Source organism: Bacillus alkalicellulosilyticus (assembly GCF_002019795.1).
Lineage (GTDB): Bacteria > Bacillota > Bacilli > Bacillales > Bacillaceae_F > Bacillus_AO > Bacillus_AO alkalicellulosilyticum.
Genome location: NZ_KV917381.1, coordinates 2,806,959 through 2,826,430, shown reverse-complemented (window position 1 = coordinate 2,826,430; position 19,472 = coordinate 2,806,959). Strand labels below are relative to the sequence as shown.

Genomic DNA, 19,472 nt, shown 5'->3' with positions numbered 1-19,472 from the left:
GGGCTGTGAAGAGTACATATAATTCTAAAAAAGTGTGTAAAAATCTATAAAAAGTCAGAACTTTCTTATGGTTATTCTGATATAATAATAGAAAAGGAGGGAGACCACATGTTGGTAAAGGTGAAACCAAGAAAGAAAGCGCTTTCAATTGTGAGGAATAGCTGTTTGTTTGTAGTTTTCCTTCTTCTTACCTTTAACATAGTTGTATTTCTTTCTGTTCAACAATGGTCAACAACAGCGGAAGGTAAGCTTCCTCCTAAGACAGCTGTTGTTCTCCACGCAGTGAATAAAAATCTAGTCACACCTGATATTAAACGCCCTAGTTTTTTAGCAGGCCCAGGGGTTTCGTCCATTCGACGGGAAGATATTTCAATACCTGTTCGGGATGGATCATCAATAAAAGGAAGAATGTATAAACCGATTGGTGAAGGTCCTTTTCCCGTTATTATGTATTACCATGGTGGGGCTTTCTTAGAAGGCTATGGTAATATTGATACTCATGATAATATAGCTCGTGCGTTAGCTGTACGCACAAAAAGTATTGTCATTTTAGTGGGGTATCGACTAGCCCCTACGTATGTTTTCCCGACAGCAATCGAGGATAGCTACGATTCGTTAGTATGGGCATATGAACAGGCAGAAACTTTTCAAGGAGACAACAAAAAAATGGCTGTTGTTGGAGATAGTGCCGGGGGGAATATTGCCACTGCTGTTGCGATAATGACGAGAGATTATAACGGACCTCCATTATCAGCTCAAGTGTTGTACTATCCACTTACGACGTTTCATGATATGGCGCTGCCGTCACGTGAAAGATATGATAGTGGCTATTATTTGCTTTCTCGTCGTGTCATGACTCTTGCAAGAGACCGCTATATTCCTGAAGAGTCAATGTGGTCAAGTCCTTATTCTTCACCGTTAAATGCGAATGTCTCTGACTTGCCACCTACTTTTATAATCACGGCAGAGTTTGACCCGTTACGAGATGAAGGAGAAGCCTATGCAGAACACTTGGCACAACATGGAGTACCGGTAAAAGCCTACAGATACAATGGAGTCATGCATGGATTTATATCTTTTTTTGAGGTAATGGAGACAGGGAAACATGGGCTTGCACAAACCTCAATTTTTTTACGAGACCAATTTAAAGAAGAACAACAAATAAATGATGGAACATATGAATTAAAGGTTTTTGATGGAGCCAATCAAAAGCTAAAGGAGCAAGTTGAAGCCTACGTCATTGCAAGTTTTTTATTAGGAAAACAAGTGACAACAATATTTCCACTTCGATATTAAAAAACGCGAGGCACCAGTGGCTCTCGCGTTTTTTATGCTTCGGACATGGCATGAAAGTAAACTCATTAATTTAGTTGTAAAAGCCGTTAGTCTTACACTAGCCAAACATGTAGATGTTCTTCAATGATCGGTAAATCCTGAATGGAAAAAGGCGAATAGTGATTAAGTAGTAAAAAAAGACAAACGAAAGTGAAAAACGGCAACGGCTTTCGAAAAATATAAAAGGAATTCAACCCGTATGATACATGCAAAAATAGAAGAAACAGTAGTCCAACCGAAAAAACGGCAACGATTTGAACGGTAGCAATTAGCGCGCTAGTTGGGATCATATGTGCAAGCATGGCGCCCATCATACCACTCATAACTCCAGCCAAAATCCCTTCTACAATGACCAAGATTCCTTTAGGAAAACCAACGATTATGCCAACAAGTGAGGCGATGATTATACTTGCTGCAGAAATTGTGAAATAAGTGTAAGTAGTCATAACAGTTAGCAAAATGCCTGCCATAAAACCTGTAATCATACTCAAGGCCATCGTAACTGTCTTACTGCCCATTAAAGAAAGTTGATTAGATTTTAAATAAAACGTTGCAATCATCCATAGGGTGAGTAAAACATATAAGCCAATATACAATGATGTCATCAAACGTACCCTCCTATTTTTCTATACATTATCTTATGATGGACATGACAAAAATAGTAGTAAGTTTGACAGTACTGGTGTTTTGTTGAATACTTAAGACGAATAAGGGGGGAGGATGTTTAGGATGAAAAAGAATCAACTCGGCAACAGTTCAATTTATGTATCCGAACTTGGATTAGGATGTATGTCATTACAAGCAGCTAATGAAGAAGAAGGAGTTCGAATCATACATGAAGCAATCGATAAAGGAATTACCTTTTTTGATACGGCAGATTTATATGAATATGGATTAAATGAAAGCTTGGTCGGTAAAGCATTAAAAGAAAAAAGGTCAGATGTTATTCTCGCCACAAAAGTAGGAAATCGTCCTAATGAAAATAAGGATGGTTGGAGCTGGGACCCTTCAAAGGCTTATATAAAAAAGGCTGTGAAGGCGAGTTTACAGCGATTAAAAACAGAGTACATAGACCTTTATCAACTTCATGGCGGAACGATTGAAGATCCGATCGATGATACCATTGAAGCTTTTGAAGAATTAAAACATGAAGGGTACATTCGCGAATATGGTATTTCCTCGATTCGACCAAATGTAATTAGACAGTATGTTCAAAAATCAAATATAGTCAGTGTCATGTCTCAGTATAGTATTCTTGACCGCAGACCTGAAGAAGAAATATTAGATTTATTACATGAAAATAACATCAGTGTGATTGCAAGAGGACCTGTAGCTAAAGGAATGTTAACAAAAGAGTGGCGCGAAAAGGTTAAAGGGAACTATTTGGATTATAGCCAAGAGGATATTAAGGTGCTGTTAGAAAAGATGGAAGGCTCTGGGGAAAATATAACTAGTCTGGCCCTAGCATATGCAACCCATCACCCTGCTGTTGCAACGGCGATTCCAGGAGCTAGGACGCTAGAACAACTTAGGGATGTAGTAGAGGCGATCCAGAATAATCATGTTAGCAACCAGCTTGTATTCATAAAAGAGTGGTCGAAACCATCAAAATATGAAGCTCACCGTTAGGTAAAAACAATTTCTTTTGGGATGACTATAACTATAAAAAAACATCCCTCAGATGAGGGATGTTTTGAGGTTATTAACCTTTTTGTACGTTAGCAGCTTGTGGTCCACGGTCACCTTGAACGATTTCAAACGTTACTGTTTGACCTTCGTCTAAAGATTTGAAACCGTCTCCAGAAATAGCACTGAAGTGAACGAATACATCGTCTCCACCTTCGCGCTCGATAAATCCAAATCCTTTTTCTGCATTAAACCATTTTACAGTACCTTGTAACATAGTGTTTTCCTCCTGTTTGTGTGAAAAACCACACGTTTTATTACTATTCTTGTCATTCTAACGAGCAAAGAGGAAAACGTAAAGCAATCCAACTTTTCTTGAAAACGAACAAAAATAATTATCTTAACTATACCATGTTTATTTCTGATTCACAAGTCATCTTGGTAAAGTTTCTAATTTTTTTCAGTAGCAGTGAATTTTGGTGTCTTTTTTTGCTGACAAAGGGTAAGATTAAAAAATAGAGAAAAGTTGAAGGAGGATGTCTAAAATCGCACACAAAAATAAATTTGCTGTTGGGGAAAAAGTACTATTGAATAATGAGACGGTAACGATTAAGAAATATGCGTATGTTCCAAATATGAAAAGATATTCGTATACCATTGAAGAAAATCCAAGTACGTTTTATTTTGAAGAGGAATTAACGAAGCAATAATGATTAAATGAAAAAACCATGCAGAGTGTCTTAAAAGTGACTCTCTACATGGTTTTTTTTTTGAAAATCGTTCTTATTTAAGAATACGTAAGTCGATTGCGTGCGGGTCACTTTCAAGTTCAATTAGGTTGACTTTTGTTTTTGACTCGACATCAATTACCGATACACCTGGAGTTTCACCAGACATGTCATGTGTACCAGTTGCTGGTTCTGGGCCACGTAATGTAATGAATGCAAATTTTCCGTCAGGAGAGAATACGAGTAAATCTGGAGCATCTCCGACAAACTCGACACGGTCAACAATTTCTAACGATGTAACATCAATTATCGCAGCATCATCAGTGACTCGATTTACCATCCATAAGTGTTGTTGATCGGGTGTGAATGCTACTCCGTGTGCATCTAGTCCACCTGTTGGAGCAGTGAAAATTAATTCATCTGTTTCTGTATCAAAGACATAGTATTCAGCAAGTTCAGTTGAACCTGAATTTGCAAACATATGCTTCCCATCAGGTGATAAAATCGTACCACACCCGTGAGCTCCTACTTGTGATTTTCCAAACGATTGAATAACTTCCATGCTTTCAACATCAATAACCACTAAACCACCACCACCAAGTGTTACATAAGCTTTACCACCATCAGCAGTATACGCTAAGCAGATCGGTCTTTGATTCGGAAATTCTTCTTCATCTAGAAGTGCATCCACTTGGTCAAGTGCTATTTCTCTATTTACGGAAAACTCTTCATTTTCTTTATCAATGACGATTTCAGTCACGGTTTGAGCAGGTACATTAGCAACTAATACACGTTCGCCATCAGGACTAGGAATGGCTGCATGAGCACCTTCTCCAGTTTCAAGTGTAGTCAGGACTTCACGATCTTCTGCACGAATGACAGAAACGCTACCTGAACCCATGTTTGCGACATAGGCATATTCACCATGCTCATCAAAAACAAGCATATGTGGTTTGTCACCAACATCGTTGAAATCGATGGTTTCAATGATTTCTTGAGTTTCTCCATCAATGATATGGATTTCGTTCGAGCCTTGGTCTGCTACCCACACTTCAAAACCTAATTCTGTGTCCTCAGCTACTGGTTCAGTCTCTTCTTCAGCCTCGCCTTCGTTTTCTACAGCGACTTCTTCTTGCACTTCCTCTTGTGGAGTTTCTTCTGAGACTGTTGGCTCATTTCCACATGCAGCTAGTAACATAAGTAACATAGCGATAGACAAACTAATAAGTAATTTACTCCCTTTCATGATTACCCCCTATGAAAATACGATAATAGTTAATTCATATATGAATAATATGAATTAACGTTGTAAAGTATATCAAACTTTCTTTTTGGGTACAATAACTAATTTAGGAGTATTATGGTTCCTTTGTATAGGTACAAAAAAATTGAGAGCATTTATAGACGGTGGAAGTGATGCTCTTTGCTCAAAAAAAACAATAAATAAAACCTGCTGGATATATCCGAGCAGGTTTGTTCGTACGAAAACATTCAATAGCTTCACAAACTTGGAGTGTTTTTTAAGAGGGCAGTAGTTCCGCTCATTTCACATAATCAAAACGGATGAGCCGTTTTAAGCTTACTAAAACGCCCAGTTTCCGTTGCGGAAGAGCGGTTCGCTTTTTCCATCTGCAGTAATTCCGTCAATGTTCATGTCAGCAGAGCCAATCATAAAATCAACGTGAGTAATGCTCGTATTTAATCCATGTTTAGCTAACTCTTCTTTTGACATCGTTTTGCCACCTTCAAGATTAAAGGCATAGGCACTGCCAATTGCAAGGTGATTAGAGGCATTTTCGTCAAATAGAGTGTTGTAAAAAATAATATTAGAATTCGAAATTGGTGAGTCGTGAGGAACTAACGCGACTTCTCCTAAAAACTGTGAGCCTTCGTCAGTCTCAATAAGTCGCTTTAACGTTTCGTAGCCTTCCTCGGCCTCAAAATCAACAATTTTTCCGTTTTCAAACGTCAATGAAAAGTTCGTAATTAAAGTGCCACCGAAGTTTAACGGCTTCGTACTAGACACCTTTCCGTTTACACCGTCTTTTTGAGGAGCAGTAAACACTTCCTCAGTCGGCATATTCGCAATGAAATACACATCCTTTTCATTGTTACTGCCAGCTCCAGCCCATAAATGTTTTTCAGGAAGTTCAATCGTTAGGTCTGTGCCTTGGGCAGTGTAATGTAATTTTTTATATTTCTTTTCATTTAAGAAAGCGACCTTATCTTCAAGGTTGGTAGTATGTTGTTTCCAAGCAGAGACAGGGTCTTCTTCCGTTACACGAGTCGCTGCAAAAATTGCGTTCCACAGTTTTTCAACCGCTTCCTCTTCAGACACATCAGGAAATACTTTTTGAGCCCAACCTGGGGAGGAAGCAGCGATTACACACCATGACACTTTATCTGATTGGATATAAGAGCGGAACGTATCCATTGCTTTTCCACTCGCTTTATTGGCGTTGGAAATTCTTTCAGGGTCAACTCCTTTTAATAAATCCGGATTATTGGCAACAATACTTAGGAAACTAGCTCCTTTTTCAGCCATTTCTTCATAGCCTTTTGCTTTCCATTCAGGGAAGTCATGAAATGCTTCATCAGGTGCTTCTTTATATTTCATCAGTGTAAGTTGTTCATCATTCCACTCTACATGAACGTTCATCGCTCCAGCCTCATATGCTTTTTTCGCAACGAGTCTGACAAAATCGATGGCTGTGAGAGGCGCATTGATAACAAGGGTTTGTTTTTCTTGAATGTTAATGCCCACTTTAACGGCAAGCTCTGCATACTTTTCTAGGTTTGCTTGAAGATTACTCATTTCATCACCCTTACTTATGTATTTGAATCTAAAGAATATTTTACCAGTTTTTTTGTTACTTTAAAAATAAAAGAGGACGACAAAAAAAGTTTTCACTTTTGAATCGCCCTAGTTCTTACTTTCTTATAAAATTTGTTACACTTATTGTGCAGCACGTTTAATAAACATTTGCTCTTCTTCAATCAGTCCACAGCTTCCACATTGAATGCGGCGCTCGGGTCCCCGGTACGGAACATGAAAAGGATCCAAATCTTCACTGGTGAATTGTTGCACGACATCTCCAGTTTGTGGGTGGAGTTTTACCGATGTAGCATGTTGTTCAATAATGTTAAAGCGTGAACGGTTTGTTTTACAATTTGGACATAAGTATGGATGAGCCATAAGTATACACCTCCATTAGTAGTATTTCTCATGTATACTTTGATTACTCATCATAGGACTGAAAAAATAAAGAAATAATACGGGGGAAAACGATGAGACTTGGATATGCGTGTATGAATGTAGCATTGCCTTCAAAAATGAAAACATGCCGCTTGGCTACCTATGAAAAAGAAGGACTTCCTAAAATAAAAGAACTGACGTTAAGTAATTTTACGCAAGTTCTTGACATCGTAAAATGGAACGCAGCCAATGACATTTATTTTTTTCGGGTCAGCAGTGACATTGTTCCGTTTGGTAGTCATCCTATCCTAGAATGGGAATGGTGGATGGATGATGAAGTGTTAGAAGTCACCTCAAAGATAAAAGATTTTGCTAGTGATAAGAACATGAGACTAACGGTTCACCCAGGACAATATACAGTCATCAATTCACCACGTGAAGAAGTGGTTGCGAATGCAATACGCGACCTCGAATATCATGCGAAATTGTTAGATGTAGTAGGTGGAACCGATATGATCCTGCATGTCGGCGGGGCCTATGGAGACAAAGAAAAAGCAAAAGAACGATTTTGCCAACAGTATATGCTGTTGTCTAATTCTGTCAAAGATAAATTAAGGCTTGAAAATGATGATAAAGTATTTAACGTTCAAGATGTATTAGACATTTCTAAAAAAATCGGAATCCCAATTTGTTTTGATATTCATCATCATCGTTGTAACCAAAGCTTAGAAAAAGAAACAGCAGATTACATTAAAGAAGTTATGACAACATGGGCTACCATTGGAAAGCCAAAGATGCATATTAGTTCGGGCAGAGAGCATAAAACGGATACGGCACATCACGATTTTATTTTCCTCGAAGATTTTTTGGATTTCTTACAGTTACTTGGAGACCATGACGTAGACATCATGCTTGAAGCGAAGAAAAAAGACCAAGCCCTGCTTCGTTTGCGGGAGGAATGGCAGGATAAATAGACTGTTTTTTTGCATAACCTAAAAAAATCTTCTCTAGGATATAGAAAGAGGAGGTTTTTTTATGCGGAAAATAGAAGTAAAAAAAGTATGTGGATATGCTTTATTTTCTTTCATTTTGGTGGTTGTTGTCTTTTTGTATTTTTGGGTTAGAGACTCAATTCTCGCTTATCAGTCTATGACGTTTAGAGTATGGCCTTCTTTGTTTATCCTTCCCTTAATGACGATTTTGTTAGGGACATTGTTAGCGGGAGAGCATTGGTATCAGGAAAAAAAGGAAGAAGGGAAATGGAAGATAAGACGTGTAAGACTCTTGCTAGTAGGAGTCCCTATTATTATGTTAACGTTTTCCCATACATTGTTTTTGGAATTTGATTTACTCTCTCTTCCAAGCCCCCTTTACATGTTACTCGTATCTAATTCTGCCTATTTAGTTGGAGGAATATTTCTTGGTTACTTTATAGTGACTAGCTTTAAAAAAGGAACTGAAACTCCATAACTAGTCATAAAAAGTTCGGAGCAGCACTCTGAACTTTTTTTGTCATGAGGAGCCAAAATCCCTCATAGGTTTTAAAGAATGCTATATTTAGGGGGGATTATACAGTGAGCAACCAAGAGCAAGAGCGAGTAGGCCATCAGCAAGGACCACAAATGGTGTCATTAGTTGACCCATATGTATACCAAACCTTACAGACACTAGCAGGAAGACACGTTGTCGTCCAAACCCCACAAGGGAATGTTAGGGGAAATATATGCGATGTAAAACCAGACCATGTTGTGGTAGAGTCCCATGGCGCTAATTTTTTTATCAGAATTCAGCACATTACTTGGGTTATGCCATACTAGAAGGGGGTACATCCATTGATAGTTCGATTAGACCGTTTACTTATTGATTTACCAAGACCTAAAAATCCCGATGCCAATGCAGCTTCAGCTGTCCAAGAATTGTTGGGTGGTAAGTTTGGTGAAATGTCGACCCTTAACAACTATATGTTTCAATCGTTTAACTTTCGTAATAAGAAAAAATTCAAACCGTTTTACGATTTAATCGCAAGTATTACAGCCGAAGAGTTTGGTCATGTGGAATTGGTTGCGAATACGATAAATTTAATGATTACTGGAACGACTTTCCCAGGTGACCCGGATATTACGCCAATGCAAAATGCAAAAGATAAGCGTAGTCACTATCATTTCATTGATACTGCACAGACAGCGTTACCAGGTGATTCACATGGCCGGCCATGGACAGGGGATAATGTATTTAATAGTGGAAATCTCTTGTTAGATTTGTTGCATAATTTCTTTCTCGAGTGTGGAGCAAGAACTCATAAAATGAGAGTGTACGAGATGACAGATAATCCAGTTGCCCGAGAAATGATCGGATACTTGCTCGTCCGTGGTGGTGTCCATGTTGTAGCTTATGCAAAAGCACTAGAGGTTATGACTGGTGCGGATGTTACAAAAATGATTCCTATCCCAAGCCTTGATAATTCGGCGTTTGAGCATGCAAGAAAATTTGAAGAACAAGGAATACATCGGAAGTTATATACTTGGAGTCCAACCGATTACCAGGATATCGGTCAAATATGGAAAGGGCTTCATCCTGAAGATGGTAGTCCCGTAGAAGTTGTAATCGGTACACCAGAGGGAACTGCTCCTGTTCCGGATTTTGAAGAAGTTCCTGAAGAATTTGCCCCAGGAGTGTCCCATGAAGACTTTATGGAGATTGCAAAACGATTAAAATGGAATGCAGGAATGTAAATTTTATATCAAAAGACCAAATCGTGATTAGGATTTGGTCTTTTTTGGTTAGCCACATTGTAGAGAACATATCCTAACAGATTAAAACTTAGAGTATAGTTGTTAAATATTGACCCTTAAAATGCGCTTGTGTATAGTAAAATGTAAGCGCTTTATCTATCGGTTTTGCATTTACTATACTAGGAGCTGATGTTACTGTGAAAAACGTACTTGGAACGAATGTAATTACACAAATAGGAATTATTGTTCATGATATTGAGAAAACTTCCCAAGCGTATGCTGATTTTTTTGGAATTGAAAAGCCAGAGTCCTTTTGGACAGATGCTGTTGAAAAAGCCGAAACCGAATACCGAGGTAAATCTACTCCTGCCCGAGCAAAACTTGCCTTCTTTGATATGGGTGCCCTTCAATTAGAATTGATCCAACCCGATGAGCACCAAAGTACATGGAGAGAATTTTTAGAAGAACATGGTGAAGGTGTTCAACACATTGCCTTTGTAGTAGAAGGATTAAAAGAAAAAGTACAAATAATGGAATCTAGTGGCATGTCTCTCATTCAAAAAGGGGAGTACACAGGTGGTAGATATGCATATATGGATACATTACAAGATTTAAAAGTTATTTTTGAGCTTTTAGAAAATGATAAGTAGATAGAAAAGGGAGTCGTTAGGGCATTTCTTCGTAAAGAAGGAATGCTTTTTTTACAAAGTATAAAAAATTTATATGCTCATAGATGTCGTTTAAGCTAAATCAGGCAGGGCGATGGCTTCGCTCACTGTTCGTATATTAATAAGAAGTACACTTATTAATATACTTTTCAAGAGAGGGCAGTGGCTTCGCGCATCGCAATTAAGAAAAGACCGCTAGCGGTTTTTCTTATTGTGTCTTGCATCTAGGAAGGTTGAAGATAAACGTGGGACTTGATTATTTTGTTCAAAGAGCGTGTACATGGAATGACGTTACGTGTTCACAGCGACTTTTTTCTATTTGTTCTTGCACATACTAAGTGGGAAAATGGTATAATAATCAGTGAAATTTAAGCACATAGGAGTGGGAGTATGGAAAAAGTACTTATTTTTGGACATAAAAGTCCTGACACAGATACGATTTGCTCGGCGATTGCCTATGCAGATTTAAAAACAAAAATTGGTGAGAACGTTGAACCGGTTCGCTTAGGTGAAGTGAACGGGGAAACTCAATTTGCGTTAGATTATTTTAAAAAGGAAGCTCCTCGCTTTGTGGAAACAGTAGCAAACGAAGCTTCTCAAGTTATCCTAGTTGACCATAACGAGCGTCAACAAAGTGTATCAGATATTGCTGATGTTCAAATTACTGAAGTAATCGACCATCACAGAGTGGCTAACTTCGAAACAAGAGACCCTCTATATTTCCGTGTAGAGCCTGTTGGTTGTACTGCAACCATTTTAAACAAAATGTACAAAGAAAATGGCGTACAAATTGAAAAAGAGATTGCCGGATTAATGCTATCAGCAATTATCTCGGATTCATTACTTTTCAAATCACCTACTTGCACGCAACAAGATGTTGATGCTGCTAAAGAATTAGCTGAAATCGCTGGTGTAGATGCTGAAAAATATGGACTTGATATGCTTAAAGCAGGAGCAGACTTAAGTGACAAAACAATTGAACAATTGCTTTCACTTGATGCGAAAGAATTCTCAATGGGTTCAAGTAAGGTTGAAATTGCTCAAGTAAATACGGTTGAAGTGAGCGATGTATTTGCTCGTCAAAGCGAACTAGAAGCAGCCATCCAAGATGTAATTGCGAAAAAAGAGTTAGACCTTTTCGTATTGGTTGTTACGGATATCTTGAACAACGATTCAACAATCCTAGCACTAGGAACAGCAACAGCTGCAGTTGAAAAAGGATTCAATGTAACTCTAGACAATAATACAGCCCTATTAAAAGGTGTTGTCTCACGTAAAAAACAAGTAGTCCCACAATTAACAAACGGATTTGAATAAACTTTCATCGCGTACTTTGCGATGAAAGTTTAGAAGCAATCGCGTTTTGTGCGGTTGCCCCATCGCGTACTTTGCGATGAAAGTTTAGAAGATGTTAAAAGCACTGGCGGTTTGCTAGTGCTTTTCTTCATGCTCATGGCATGAACGCCCGGTGACGAGCGAGAGTCAGTGTATAAGTCGTTCAACAGCGAGATGAACGCCCGGTGACGAGCGAGAGTCAGTGTATAAGTCGTTCAACAGCGAGATGAACGCCCAAAGAAGAGCGGAAGTCAGAGAAAAAGTCGTTCATCAGCGGGATGAACGCCCAAAGAAGAGCGGAAGTCAGAGAAAAAGTCGTTCATCAGCGGGATGAACGCCCAAAGAAGAGGGGAAGAGAGAGAAAAGGTCGTTCATCAGCGAGATGAACGCCCAAAGAAGAGCGGAAGTCAGAAAAAAAGTCGTTCATCAGCGGGATGAACGCCCAAAGAAGAGTGGAAGTCAGAGAAAAGGTCGTTCATCAGCGGGATGAACGCCCAAAGAAGAGGGGAAGAGAGAGAAAAGGTCGTTCATTGGCGGGATGAAAGCCCAAAGAAGAGTGGAAGTCAGAGAAAAAGTCGTTCATCAGCGGGATGAACGCCCAAAGAAGAGGGGAAGAGAGAGAAAAGGTCGTTCATCAGCGGGATGAAAGCCCAAAGAAGAGTGGAAGTCAGAGAAAAGGTCGTTCATCAGCGGGATGAACGACCAAAGAAGAGGGGAAGAGAGAGAAAAGGTCGTTCATTGGCACGATGAACGCCCAAAGAAGAGCGGAAGTCAGAGAAAAAGTCGTTCATCAGCGGGATGAACGCCCGGGGAAAACAGGTTGATTCATTGCATAGTATTTTTTATACACTCAGCTTTCTTCTCCATTTCTATTGTAAAGTTAAAATGGTATGATAGATTAGGAGTTTTCCATGTTATACAAATTATGGTATGTAATCAGGAGGAGTGAAATAACACAGACAATGAAGAGTCTTATCTGGTTAACGTTTGAAATGAAGAATATGGTAGCTGATAAGAAAGTTGTAGCCTTTTTAATTTGTGGGCCACTTCTTTTATTGATAATACTAGGCTATTTGCTTGCTCCGTTTTTTGTGGAAGAGGGAAATTTTGAAAAGATTGATATCGCGTTAGTAAATCATGATAATTCAAACGAAACAAAAATGATTCTAAGACATTTTATGAATAATGAAGATGTAAAAAGGGTCATCGAACTGTCTCAAGTTAAAGAGCAAGCCGCAAGGGATATGCTTTTACATAATGAAGTAGCCGCAGTCATTATTGTTCCTGAAGGGTTTAGTCGTGATTTGGCAAGAGGAATTAATACGCCTATTACTGTACTTGGAAACCATCAACGACCTCTTCAATCGAAGGTGATTAACCACTTAATGCAAAGTGGGATTAATATGGTGAATGCTTCTCAAAGTGGCATTAATACGGTTTATTTTTATATGCAAGACGCACAAGTTGACTCCGAACAATTACAACGTATTTTCCAGGAATCCATCGTTAGCTTTACATTACATTCGTTAGGTCGCCAAGAGATTTGGGAAAAACGGAGTATTTCGCCTTACGGTGAGGTAAGTATTGACCAGTACTTTGTAACGAATTTAGGTTTTGTGTTTTTGTTTTTTATTGGATTATTAGGAGTGCGCATAGGGACATCCGATAGTCTATTACTCGAAAGAAGACTGCTTTCCCTGGGAGTCGGTAGCATTCATATTGTTTTTACGCGTTGGATGTCATTATCTCTTTTTATTTGCTTGCCTTATTTTCTGTATTACGGCAGTGTAGGATGGTTGTTTAAGGATTATTTTACCGGAAGTATACCGTTGGTTATGATTTATAGCGTTGTGTCCATTTTAACGATAAGTGCCCTATTTATTTCGATCTCGATGTGTTTTAAAAATATGGTGACTGTCAATGTGATTAGTTTTTTCCTCATTCTTATGTTGCCACTAATAGGTGGTACGATTATTCCGCTTGCTTATTTGCCGTTATGGGTAGAAAAGATACACGTTCTTTCTTTGAGTCATTGGCTAAGTCAGGGTGCGTTCCTCTCGTTTTTTAGTCAAGAACAACCAGTATTTTGGATTAGTGTTTTTGTCTTATTTTTGTTTACGTTTTTTTTACTAACTGTTACCACTGTAATTCATAAGCAAAGAAGGGAATTGTAGAATGGCGAACATGTTTTGGTCTTGTGTTTGGTTAAGGTGTAAATGGTGGATAAAGAGACCGTTTGAGGTACTATTCTTAGTATTGCTATTACCGTTACTTATGCTGTTACTCATTAGTCTGACCCAAAGTGTTACACAAAACGATGGAATTCCACTTGCTATTGTTGATGAAGATGATAGCGACTATTCGAGATTGATAGTCAAAAGAGTCCATGAACATCCGATTACATCCGTAGAAGTCATCAGTCACGAACAAGCAGAGCGATTCATTCAAACAAATCGTGTTGAGGCTGTAATTATTTTTAGGCAAGGATTTATGTCTAGCTTACTGGAAGAGCAAAGAAAAGAAACCGTTGAAATGTTGTATTCTCCATCATCAATCACACAAGGACTTATCTCTGAGGTGATTTCAAGTGAAATCCTACGCTTATCAAGTAATGTAAAGGCCGCTCACTATGTTTCTGAAAAATATTATGAGCTTGACCTGTTATCATTTGACGACCAACAACGGTTTCATGAAGATATTTTTATGACAAGGATATGGGAGGAAGCATGGAGTCATAGCGATTCATATTGGGAACCAGAACCGTTAATGAGCATTGACTATCAGGAGCCGAATCGACTAGTTCATATGAGAGAAAATAGAAGCCAGCAAGAGGAAATGACGTTCTCTCTCGTCGAGTATGATTTGCAAATTCTGTTTGGTTATCTTTCTACTTTAATATTCTTCATGTTTGTATTTGTTCAACAGTGGTTAGTTGAAGAGAAACTTAACGGAGTCCAAAAAAGACTAGGGAGTATGTCAGTTCCCCCGCTCGCTTATGTGATCGGTCATTCGGTCCCTTCGTTTGTATTTGTTACTAGCCAAGGAATCTTGTCCTTGCTTATCATTTTTTGGAGCTATGATTTTGTTGTCCCATTATCGTGGCAGCTTGTATGTTTATTTATTTTTTATATGTTAGCTACATTTACACTTAGTCTATATATCGCCGTAACAGTGAAAAACGCTAGTCAATTGCACATAATAGGTACTAGTATTGTTTTGTTTACTAGCTTAGTAGGAGGAAGTTTAATCCATATAACGGAGTGGATGCCATGGGTAAAGTGGCTTTCAATGCTAACTCCACAAGGCTGGCTTTTATATGGCTGGGATGTAGGGCATTTATATGAAAAAAGTATAGCTTTACCATCTGTCATCTTTATTGGTTGTATCCTTTTGTTTGCATGTCTAAGTTTAGGAAGGTGGCGAAAACAATTATGCTAAAAGTGGAAAACATAACTAAAAAAATTCGTGATAGGACAGTGCTTCATCACATAAATTTACAATTAGCTGAAGGTGAGGTACTAGGCTTAATCGGTCCAAATGGAGCTGGGAAAACAACATTACTATCATTACTAAGTACAACAATGCCGTTAGAAAGTGGTGATATTACAGTCGATGGGTTATCTGTCCGGAATCACGTCAACGAAATTCGAAAAAAAATAGGCTATGTTCCTCAAGAAATTGCGCTTTATCCAACTTTAACCGTTTTTGATAACTTATCTTTCTGGGCAAGTATGTTGCAAATAAAAGATAAACACAAAAGGATAAAAGACATGGTGCAATTGCTGCATTTAAAAAATGTTCAGAATGAAAGAATTGAACGCTTATCAGGTGGATATAAACGTCGTGTAAACATTGCAGTCGCCCTCATGCACGAGCCGAGTATTTTACTTATGGATGAACCAACAGTTGGAATGGACTTATTTTCAAAGCAAGAACTGCTTCCATTTTTAAAAGACCTTTCTAAAAATGGAACATCAATCATTTATACGAGTCATGATGTTGAAGAACTTCTTTATCTTTCGGATCGAATTGCAATGTTGGAAGAGGGAAAACTTGTCTTTAATGGGTCTGTGAAAGAGGCAAAGCAAGAAATTACTTTATTACAAGGAATAAACTAATGTAAGATATTTGGAATTTCTGTGTAAAATTCTATCAGAATATGGTATTGTAGTTTGGTAGTATTTTAGATTAAAGGGGAGGAGTTAGAAAAATGAAAGTTAGAAAACATATGATATTTGTATTTTTTGTTATTTTGCTTTCATTTCTAGTTGCTTGTAGTAATTTTGTAAGTACAAATCAGGATCCAAAACAGCTAATTCTGGATGCGATTAACAAGAACCTAGAAATTGAGAGCAGATCGTTTGAAGGGAGTTATACGGTATCTTTAGATTATAAAGGGTATCCTTTAGACCAAGACACAAAAGATTTTTTAGATATTCTTAAGGATTTAAAGCTTAGTTATAAAGGTGTCGTTCAAGAGGATATCGAAAAAGCCGAAATCATCATTGAAGCCGAAATTAATTTTGGAGACGCAAGAACGACAGTTGAAATCCCTGTTATGATTGAAGCTGAGAAAATGTGGGTAAGGGTTCCAAACATACCTGGGTTAGTGCCGGGGGAAGTTGCCGGTCAATTTGTCGAGTTAGATTTTAAAGAACTTGCTGAATTAAGTGGCGAAGAGTACATGGGCGTCGTGAATCCATTAAATTCAGAAGAACAAGAGATAATGAATGAGTTTATTAACGAAGCTTCTAACATACTAGTGAATGATATCGATGAGTCGTTTTTCTCTGTCACGAAAGAAGAGGGAAGAGTCGTTACAGTAGATGTGAGTGGAGAGAAATTTTATCAATTCCTAGATAACTTTATTACTAATTCTCTGCCAGAGTTATTTGTATTGATTACCAATCCCAAATACTCCGAACTGTTTGATTTAAGTTTGGATGAGATGGAAGACTTACTGAAAGAAGTTGAAAATGATGAGTTTGATTTTATTGCTCGAGGACTTAGAGATGTAAAAGACTTCTTGGAACTAAGCAAAGGCGAATTTTCTCTAGAATTAACGAAAGATGGCTTTATTTCTCGCCAATTTTTTAGTATCGTTGGGAAATTTACTGACCAGGATCTTGGTGGTGAAATCACAATCTCAATCACAGGGTCAGAAAGTTCATCTAATTTTAATGGAGAACAAGAATTCTCTCTTGAAAAACCACCTTCATATGAAATAATAAGCATTATTGAATTATTTGAATTGATTTACATGAATAATGTCGGTTATTATGAAGATTTTGATTATGAATTTGAGGACTTTGACTTTGAAGATTATGATTTTGAAGACTATGACTTTGAAGATTTTGAGTTTGACTATGATTTCGAGCTTACAAGATTAGATGAGTTACAATATGAATTAGCTGAACAAGAGTGGTTTAATCGTTCTGATATTGAAGATTTATTTTTCTTAGACGATGACTTGTTTGACTTGTTATACGACGAAGAGTTTTTAGAAATGTTATTGTATGATGAAAAAGCAAGAATTGACTGGTTTAAACAACATAACATTGAATTTTAAAGTAATGAAGCCGGGACATTTCAAGCTAGAACGTCTGAAATGGGTTCACTCGCCACAAATCCCGTTGTGAGAAACCCACTCACTTCAGCAAGTTGTGAGAAACCCACTCACAACTTGCTTTAAAAGATAGTAGCGGTTTCGCTCATTGCTTAGAGGATGGGACAAAAGGTTGTTAACCTTTTGACCCATCCTCTTTTCGAAGAATAAGAAAGTTTTGAAATTGCAGTTGTTCAAAGATGCCCTGCAGGATGATTCAGGGAAGAGCAAGGGCTTCGCACACTGCGCGTGTTTCACAAGAAAGGCACTTGTAAAACACTTTTAAAAAATGCAGTGGCTACGCTCCTTGCTTATAAAAAAGGGCGACTTTGTCGCTTTTTTTATTATTTCTTACCTTTCAAAAACTCCAACACGGGACCATAGGGCTGTTCTTTTTTCGCTTCCCATAATCCGGCAAACGGGTCTCCTTTTTCTCTTACTCGTGCGGGAACATTTATAATCGAAAAGTCTTCAATTGATAATGATTCATTTACTTCTTCCCAAAATAAAGGAGTCGATACTAACCCATCTTCATTCCCGCGCGCTGAATATGGGGCAATAATCGTTTTTCGTTCGCCGTGCTGGACATAGTCCACATACAGTTTCTTACCGCGGTTCTTTTTTAAGCGTTCAATCGTAAACCAATTCGGTTCCTTTGAAATAAGATACTCAGCAATAAAGGCGGTAAACGCACGAGTATCCTCATAGGAATAGGTGTTTTCAGGGAGCGGGAAATACACTTGAATTCCTTTATTCCCGGATGTTTTACAAAAAGCTTGAAGCTGTAAGCCGTCGGCAACTTCCTTAATTAACATAGCGGCTTCTACAGCTAAAGAAAATTCATTCCTTGATGGGGGATCTAAATCAAAAACGATTTCGCTCGGCTTATGGGCATGAATGGTTTCAAATGGAATATGAAACTCCACAGACGCTTGGTTTCCGAGCCAGATAAGAGTTTCGAGTTCATTGCAGACAATATAATTAATGTCACCTTCCATTCTGGTACGAACAAAATCTGGGGCATAGTCTGGGCAGTTTTTTTGAAAAAAAGCTTCGTTGTGAACCCCATTTGGAAATCTCACAACTGTTAACGTTCGGTCTTGCAAAAACGGCATTAGGTAAGGGGCCATTGTTCGTAAATATTGTACAAATGTGAGCTTGTCAATTCCTTTTTCCTGCCAGAGTATTTTCTCGGGATTTGTAATCTGAACCGAAGCAGGCAATGGTTCCAAGCTTTGTGCGAGCTTTTCCTCTGTACAATCCTCAGCATTGACATCAAAGCGAAACTGATGGAAATAAGGCTCTCGTAATTGGCCACGGTATAATTCTAAACACTTAATCTCGACGACGATGCTAGGTTCTACATAGATAAAATCAGTCGTTTCCTTTGTATGGTTCGAGCGGATAATTTCAATTAACGCATTTCGCTCTTGGTCTTGCAAACCGTTTTTAAACAGGCCGACTGGAAGAAGAGTATCACCTTTCCAGACAGCGACATGAAAAAAGCCATTGTCTTTTTGATAAGCTGTAATAAATGCTGAGACAATTCGCCAGTTTTTAATTTTGTACCATGTTTTCGTTCGTTTTCCCATTTCCCATTTGCTGTTTTTATGCTTCGCAATCATGCCTTCCCCGAGATGAACGGTAACTTTATTCCAAACGTCTTCAAGAAGACTTGAGGCTTGAATGAGTTTGATTTTATCACCGCCAATGACATTGGTGACGATATCTGAGAGTTTTTCTTTCCTTTTGTCAAAGAGTTGACCGGTTACGTCTTTTCCACTCACTTGGAGAACATCAAAAGCCATAAAAGTGGCTGGGATGGTTTTGCTTTTTTCGAGGATAGAAGCTTCAGTACGCAAGCGGCCTCTTACTTGTATCGATTCAAAATCACCTTTATATTCATTCTCCAAGACAACTAATTCACCGTCTAGCGTAAGAGGGAGGAGTTGTTCGACTGTTCTTGTGAGTTTTTTACAATAAGAAATAATTTCTGGGAACTGCTCGGTTAAGGAATTGTTATATTTGCTCAATAACTCAATGTTGTCTTTGTCCCACTTCAGTTTGCAGCGGAAGCCATCATATTTTACTTCATAGCGCCAATCGTCTCCAATCGGAGTTTCAAACGTTAAGGTTGGCATCATTGGCTTCATTGTTGTTTGACCTCCACATGTCTCTTTTACCATTAGTGTTGGAAAAAAAATTAAAGTCATACATAAATAAATGGGATGCATTGAAATACTAAGG

The 19,472-nt window shown here is 38.2% G+C and carries 19 protein-coding genes; 13 read left to right on the top strand and 6 right to left on the bottom strand.

All coding sequences use genetic code 11. From position 1 onward, the window contains the following. The first annotated feature begins 108 nt into the window (after nt 1-108). Nucleotides 109-1,296, top strand: a complete 1,188-nt coding sequence (locus tag BK585_RS14055; protein WP_078554142.1) for an alpha/beta hydrolase — start codon at nt 109-111, stop codon at nt 1,294-1,296. Between the two features lie 92 nt (nt 1,297-1,388). Here BK585_RS14055 and BK585_RS14050 read toward each other — a convergent pair whose 3' ends face one another. Next, nucleotides 1,389-1,940: a hypothetical protein gene (locus BK585_RS14050; protein ID WP_078554140.1), complete on the bottom strand. Its 552-nt coding sequence runs from the start codon at nt 1,938-1,940 to the stop codon at nt 1,389-1,391. Nucleotides 1,941-2,064: 124 nt separating this feature from the next. Between BK585_RS14050 and BK585_RS14045 the strand changes: the two genes are divergently transcribed. Continuing rightward, nucleotides 2,065-2,964: an aldo/keto reductase gene (locus tag BK585_RS14045; protein WP_078554138.1), complete on the top strand. Its 900-nt coding sequence runs from the start codon at nt 2,065-2,067 to the stop codon at nt 2,962-2,964. Nucleotides 2,965-3,037: 73 nt separating this feature from the next. On the opposite strand, the gene BK585_RS14040 is transcribed toward BK585_RS14045, so the two are convergent. Further along, nucleotides 3,038-3,238: a cold-shock protein gene (locus BK585_RS14040; protein ID WP_078554136.1), complete on the bottom strand. Its 201-nt coding sequence runs from the start codon at nt 3,236-3,238 to the stop codon at nt 3,038-3,040. A 259-nt stretch (nt 3,239-3,497) separates the two neighbouring features. Here BK585_RS14040 and BK585_RS24070 point away from each other — a divergent pair, with 259 nt between their 5' ends. Continuing rightward, nucleotides 3,498-3,671 (top strand): hypothetical protein, encoded by a 174-nt coding sequence (locus tag BK585_RS24070; protein WP_170885593.1) that lies wholly within the window; start codon nt 3,498-3,500, stop codon nt 3,669-3,671. A 73-nt stretch (nt 3,672-3,744) separates the two neighbouring features. On the opposite strand, the gene BK585_RS14035 is transcribed toward BK585_RS24070, so the two are convergent. The 3 genes from BK585_RS14035 to BK585_RS14025 all read right to left on the bottom strand — a co-directional run bounded on the left by BK585_RS14035 (nt 3,745) and on the right by BK585_RS14025 (nt 6,885). Then, nucleotides 3,745-4,935 carry a YncE family protein gene (locus tag BK585_RS14035; protein ID WP_078554135.1) on the bottom strand — a complete coding sequence of 397 codons (1,191 nt, stop codon included), beginning with the start codon at nt 4,933-4,935 and terminating at the stop codon, nt 3,745-3,747. A gap of 336 nt (nt 4,936-5,271) precedes the next feature. Further along, nucleotides 5,272-6,504, bottom strand: a complete 1,233-nt coding sequence (locus BK585_RS14030) for an aminopeptidase (RefSeq protein WP_078554133.1) — start codon at nt 6,502-6,504, stop codon at nt 5,272-5,274. Nucleotides 6,505-6,645: 141 nt separating this feature from the next. Further along, nucleotides 6,646-6,885 (bottom strand): DNA alkylation repair protein, encoded by a 240-nt coding sequence (locus tag BK585_RS14025; protein ID WP_078554132.1) that lies wholly within the window; start codon nt 6,883-6,885, stop codon nt 6,646-6,648. 92 nt (nt 6,886-6,977) lie between these two features. Here BK585_RS14025 and uvsE point away from each other — a divergent pair, with 92 nt between their 5' ends. From uvsE to BK585_RS13975, 10 genes are all read left to right on the top strand, one after another. Continuing rightward, on the top strand, nt 6,978-7,859 hold the full coding sequence (gene uvsE / locus BK585_RS14020; RefSeq protein ID WP_078554130.1) for a UV DNA damage repair endonuclease UvsE: 882 nt from the start codon (nt 6,978-6,980) through the stop codon (nt 7,857-7,859). A 61-nt stretch (nt 7,860-7,920) separates the two neighbouring features. Next, on the top strand, nt 7,921-8,355 hold the full coding sequence (locus tag BK585_RS14015; protein ID WP_078554129.1) for a hypothetical protein: 435 nt from the start codon (nt 7,921-7,923) through the stop codon (nt 8,353-8,355). Nucleotides 8,356-8,507: 152 nt separating this feature from the next. Then, entirely contained in the window at nt 8,508-8,702 is a 195-nt protein-coding gene (locus BK585_RS14010) for a YuzF family protein (RefSeq protein ID WP_078556828.1), read from the top strand. A gap of 15 nt (nt 8,703-8,717) precedes the next feature. After that, on the top strand, nt 8,718-9,617 hold the full coding sequence (locus BK585_RS14005; protein ID WP_078554127.1) for a manganese catalase family protein: 900 nt from the start codon (nt 8,718-8,720) through the stop codon (nt 9,615-9,617). 197 nt (nt 9,618-9,814) lie between these two features. Then, complete coding sequence (locus tag BK585_RS14000; protein WP_078554126.1) at nt 9,815-10,267, top strand: VOC family protein; 453 nt, start codon at nt 9,815-9,817, stop codon at nt 10,265-10,267. Between the two features lie 408 nt (nt 10,268-10,675). Then, on the top strand, nt 10,676-11,602 hold the full coding sequence (locus tag BK585_RS13995; RefSeq protein WP_078554125.1) for a manganese-dependent inorganic pyrophosphatase: 927 nt from the start codon (nt 10,676-10,678) through the stop codon (nt 11,600-11,602). 929 nt (nt 11,603-12,531) lie between these two features. Continuing rightward, nucleotides 12,532-13,794 carry an ABC transporter permease gene (locus tag BK585_RS13990; protein WP_078554124.1) on the top strand — a complete coding sequence of 421 codons (1,263 nt, stop codon included), beginning with the start codon at nt 12,532-12,534 and terminating at the stop codon, nt 13,792-13,794. A gap of 1 nt (nt 13,795) precedes the next feature. Then, on the top strand, nt 13,796-15,058 hold the full coding sequence (locus BK585_RS13985) for an ABC transporter permease (RefSeq protein ID WP_078554123.1): 1,263 nt from the start codon (nt 13,796-13,798) through the stop codon (nt 15,056-15,058). Further along, nucleotides 15,052-15,738, top strand: coding sequence for an ABC transporter ATP-binding protein (locus BK585_RS13980; RefSeq protein ID WP_170885592.1), 687 nt, complete (start codon nt 15,052-15,054; stop codon nt 15,736-15,738). Before BK585_RS13985 ends, BK585_RS13980 begins: the two co-directional genes overlap by 7 nt. A 92-nt stretch (nt 15,739-15,830) precedes the next feature. Further along, the gene (locus BK585_RS13975; RefSeq protein WP_078554121.1) at nt 15,831-17,189 is read left to right on the top strand and encodes a hypothetical protein; all 1,359 of its coding nucleotides are present in this window, start codon (nt 15,831-15,833) and stop codon (nt 17,187-17,189) included. Nucleotides 17,190-17,569: 380 nt separating this feature from the next. Here BK585_RS13975 and BK585_RS13970 read toward each other — a convergent pair whose 3' ends face one another. Continuing rightward, nucleotides 17,570-19,378 carry a DNA ligase D gene (locus tag BK585_RS13970; RefSeq protein ID WP_078554120.1) on the bottom strand — a complete coding sequence of 603 codons (1,809 nt, stop codon included), beginning with the start codon at nt 19,376-19,378 and terminating at the stop codon, nt 17,570-17,572. Between the last annotated feature and the right edge of the window lie 94 nt (nt 19,379-19,472).

Coding starts and splice junctions, on each gene's coding strand:
- BK585_RS14055 (WP_078554142.1), top strand. CDS start 109: ATGTTGGTAAAGGTGAAACCAAGAAAGAAAGCGCTTTCAATTGTGAGG.
- BK585_RS14050 (WP_078554140.1), bottom strand. CDS start 1,940: ATGACATCATTGTATATTGGCTTATATGTTTTACTCACCCTATGGATG.
- BK585_RS14045 (WP_078554138.1), top strand. CDS start 2,065: ATGAAAAAGAATCAACTCGGCAACAGTTCAATTTATGTATCCGAACTT.
- BK585_RS14040 (WP_078554136.1), bottom strand. CDS start 3,238: ATGTTACAAGGTACTGTAAAATGGTTTAATGCAGAAAAAGGATTTGGA.
- BK585_RS24070 (WP_170885593.1), top strand. CDS start 3,498: ATGTCTAAAATCGCACACAAAAATAAATTTGCTGTTGGGGAAAAAGTA.
- BK585_RS14035 (WP_078554135.1), bottom strand. CDS start 4,935: ATGAAAGGGAGTAAATTACTTATTAGTTTGTCTATCGCTATGTTACTT.
- BK585_RS14030 (WP_078554133.1), bottom strand. CDS start 6,504: ATGAGTAATCTTCAAGCAAACCTAGAAAAGTATGCAGAGCTTGCCGTT.
- BK585_RS14025 (WP_078554132.1), bottom strand. CDS start 6,885: ATGGCTCATCCATACTTATGTCCAAATTGTAAAACAAACCGTTCACGC.
- uvsE (WP_078554130.1), top strand. CDS start 6,978: ATGAGACTTGGATATGCGTGTATGAATGTAGCATTGCCTTCAAAAATG.
- BK585_RS14015 (WP_078554129.1), top strand. CDS start 7,921: ATGCGGAAAATAGAAGTAAAAAAAGTATGTGGATATGCTTTATTTTCT.
- BK585_RS14010 (WP_078556828.1), top strand. CDS start 8,508: ATGGTGTCATTAGTTGACCCATATGTATACCAAACCTTACAGACACTA.
- BK585_RS13995 (WP_078554125.1), top strand. CDS start 10,676: ATGGAAAAAGTACTTATTTTTGGACATAAAAGTCCTGACACAGATACG.
- BK585_RS13990 (WP_078554124.1), top strand. CDS start 12,532: ATGTTATACAAATTATGGTATGTAATCAGGAGGAGTGAAATAACACAG.
- BK585_RS13985 (WP_078554123.1), top strand. CDS start 13,796: ATGGCGAACATGTTTTGGTCTTGTGTTTGGTTAAGGTGTAAATGGTGG.
- BK585_RS13980 (WP_170885592.1), top strand. CDS start 15,052: ATGCTAAAAGTGGAAAACATAACTAAAAAAATTCGTGATAGGACAGTG.
- BK585_RS13975 (WP_078554121.1), top strand. CDS start 15,831: ATGAAAGTTAGAAAACATATGATATTTGTATTTTTTGTTATTTTGCTT.
- BK585_RS13970 (WP_078554120.1), bottom strand. CDS start 19,378: ATGAAGCCAATGATGCCAACCTTAACGTTTGAAACTCCGATTGGAGAC.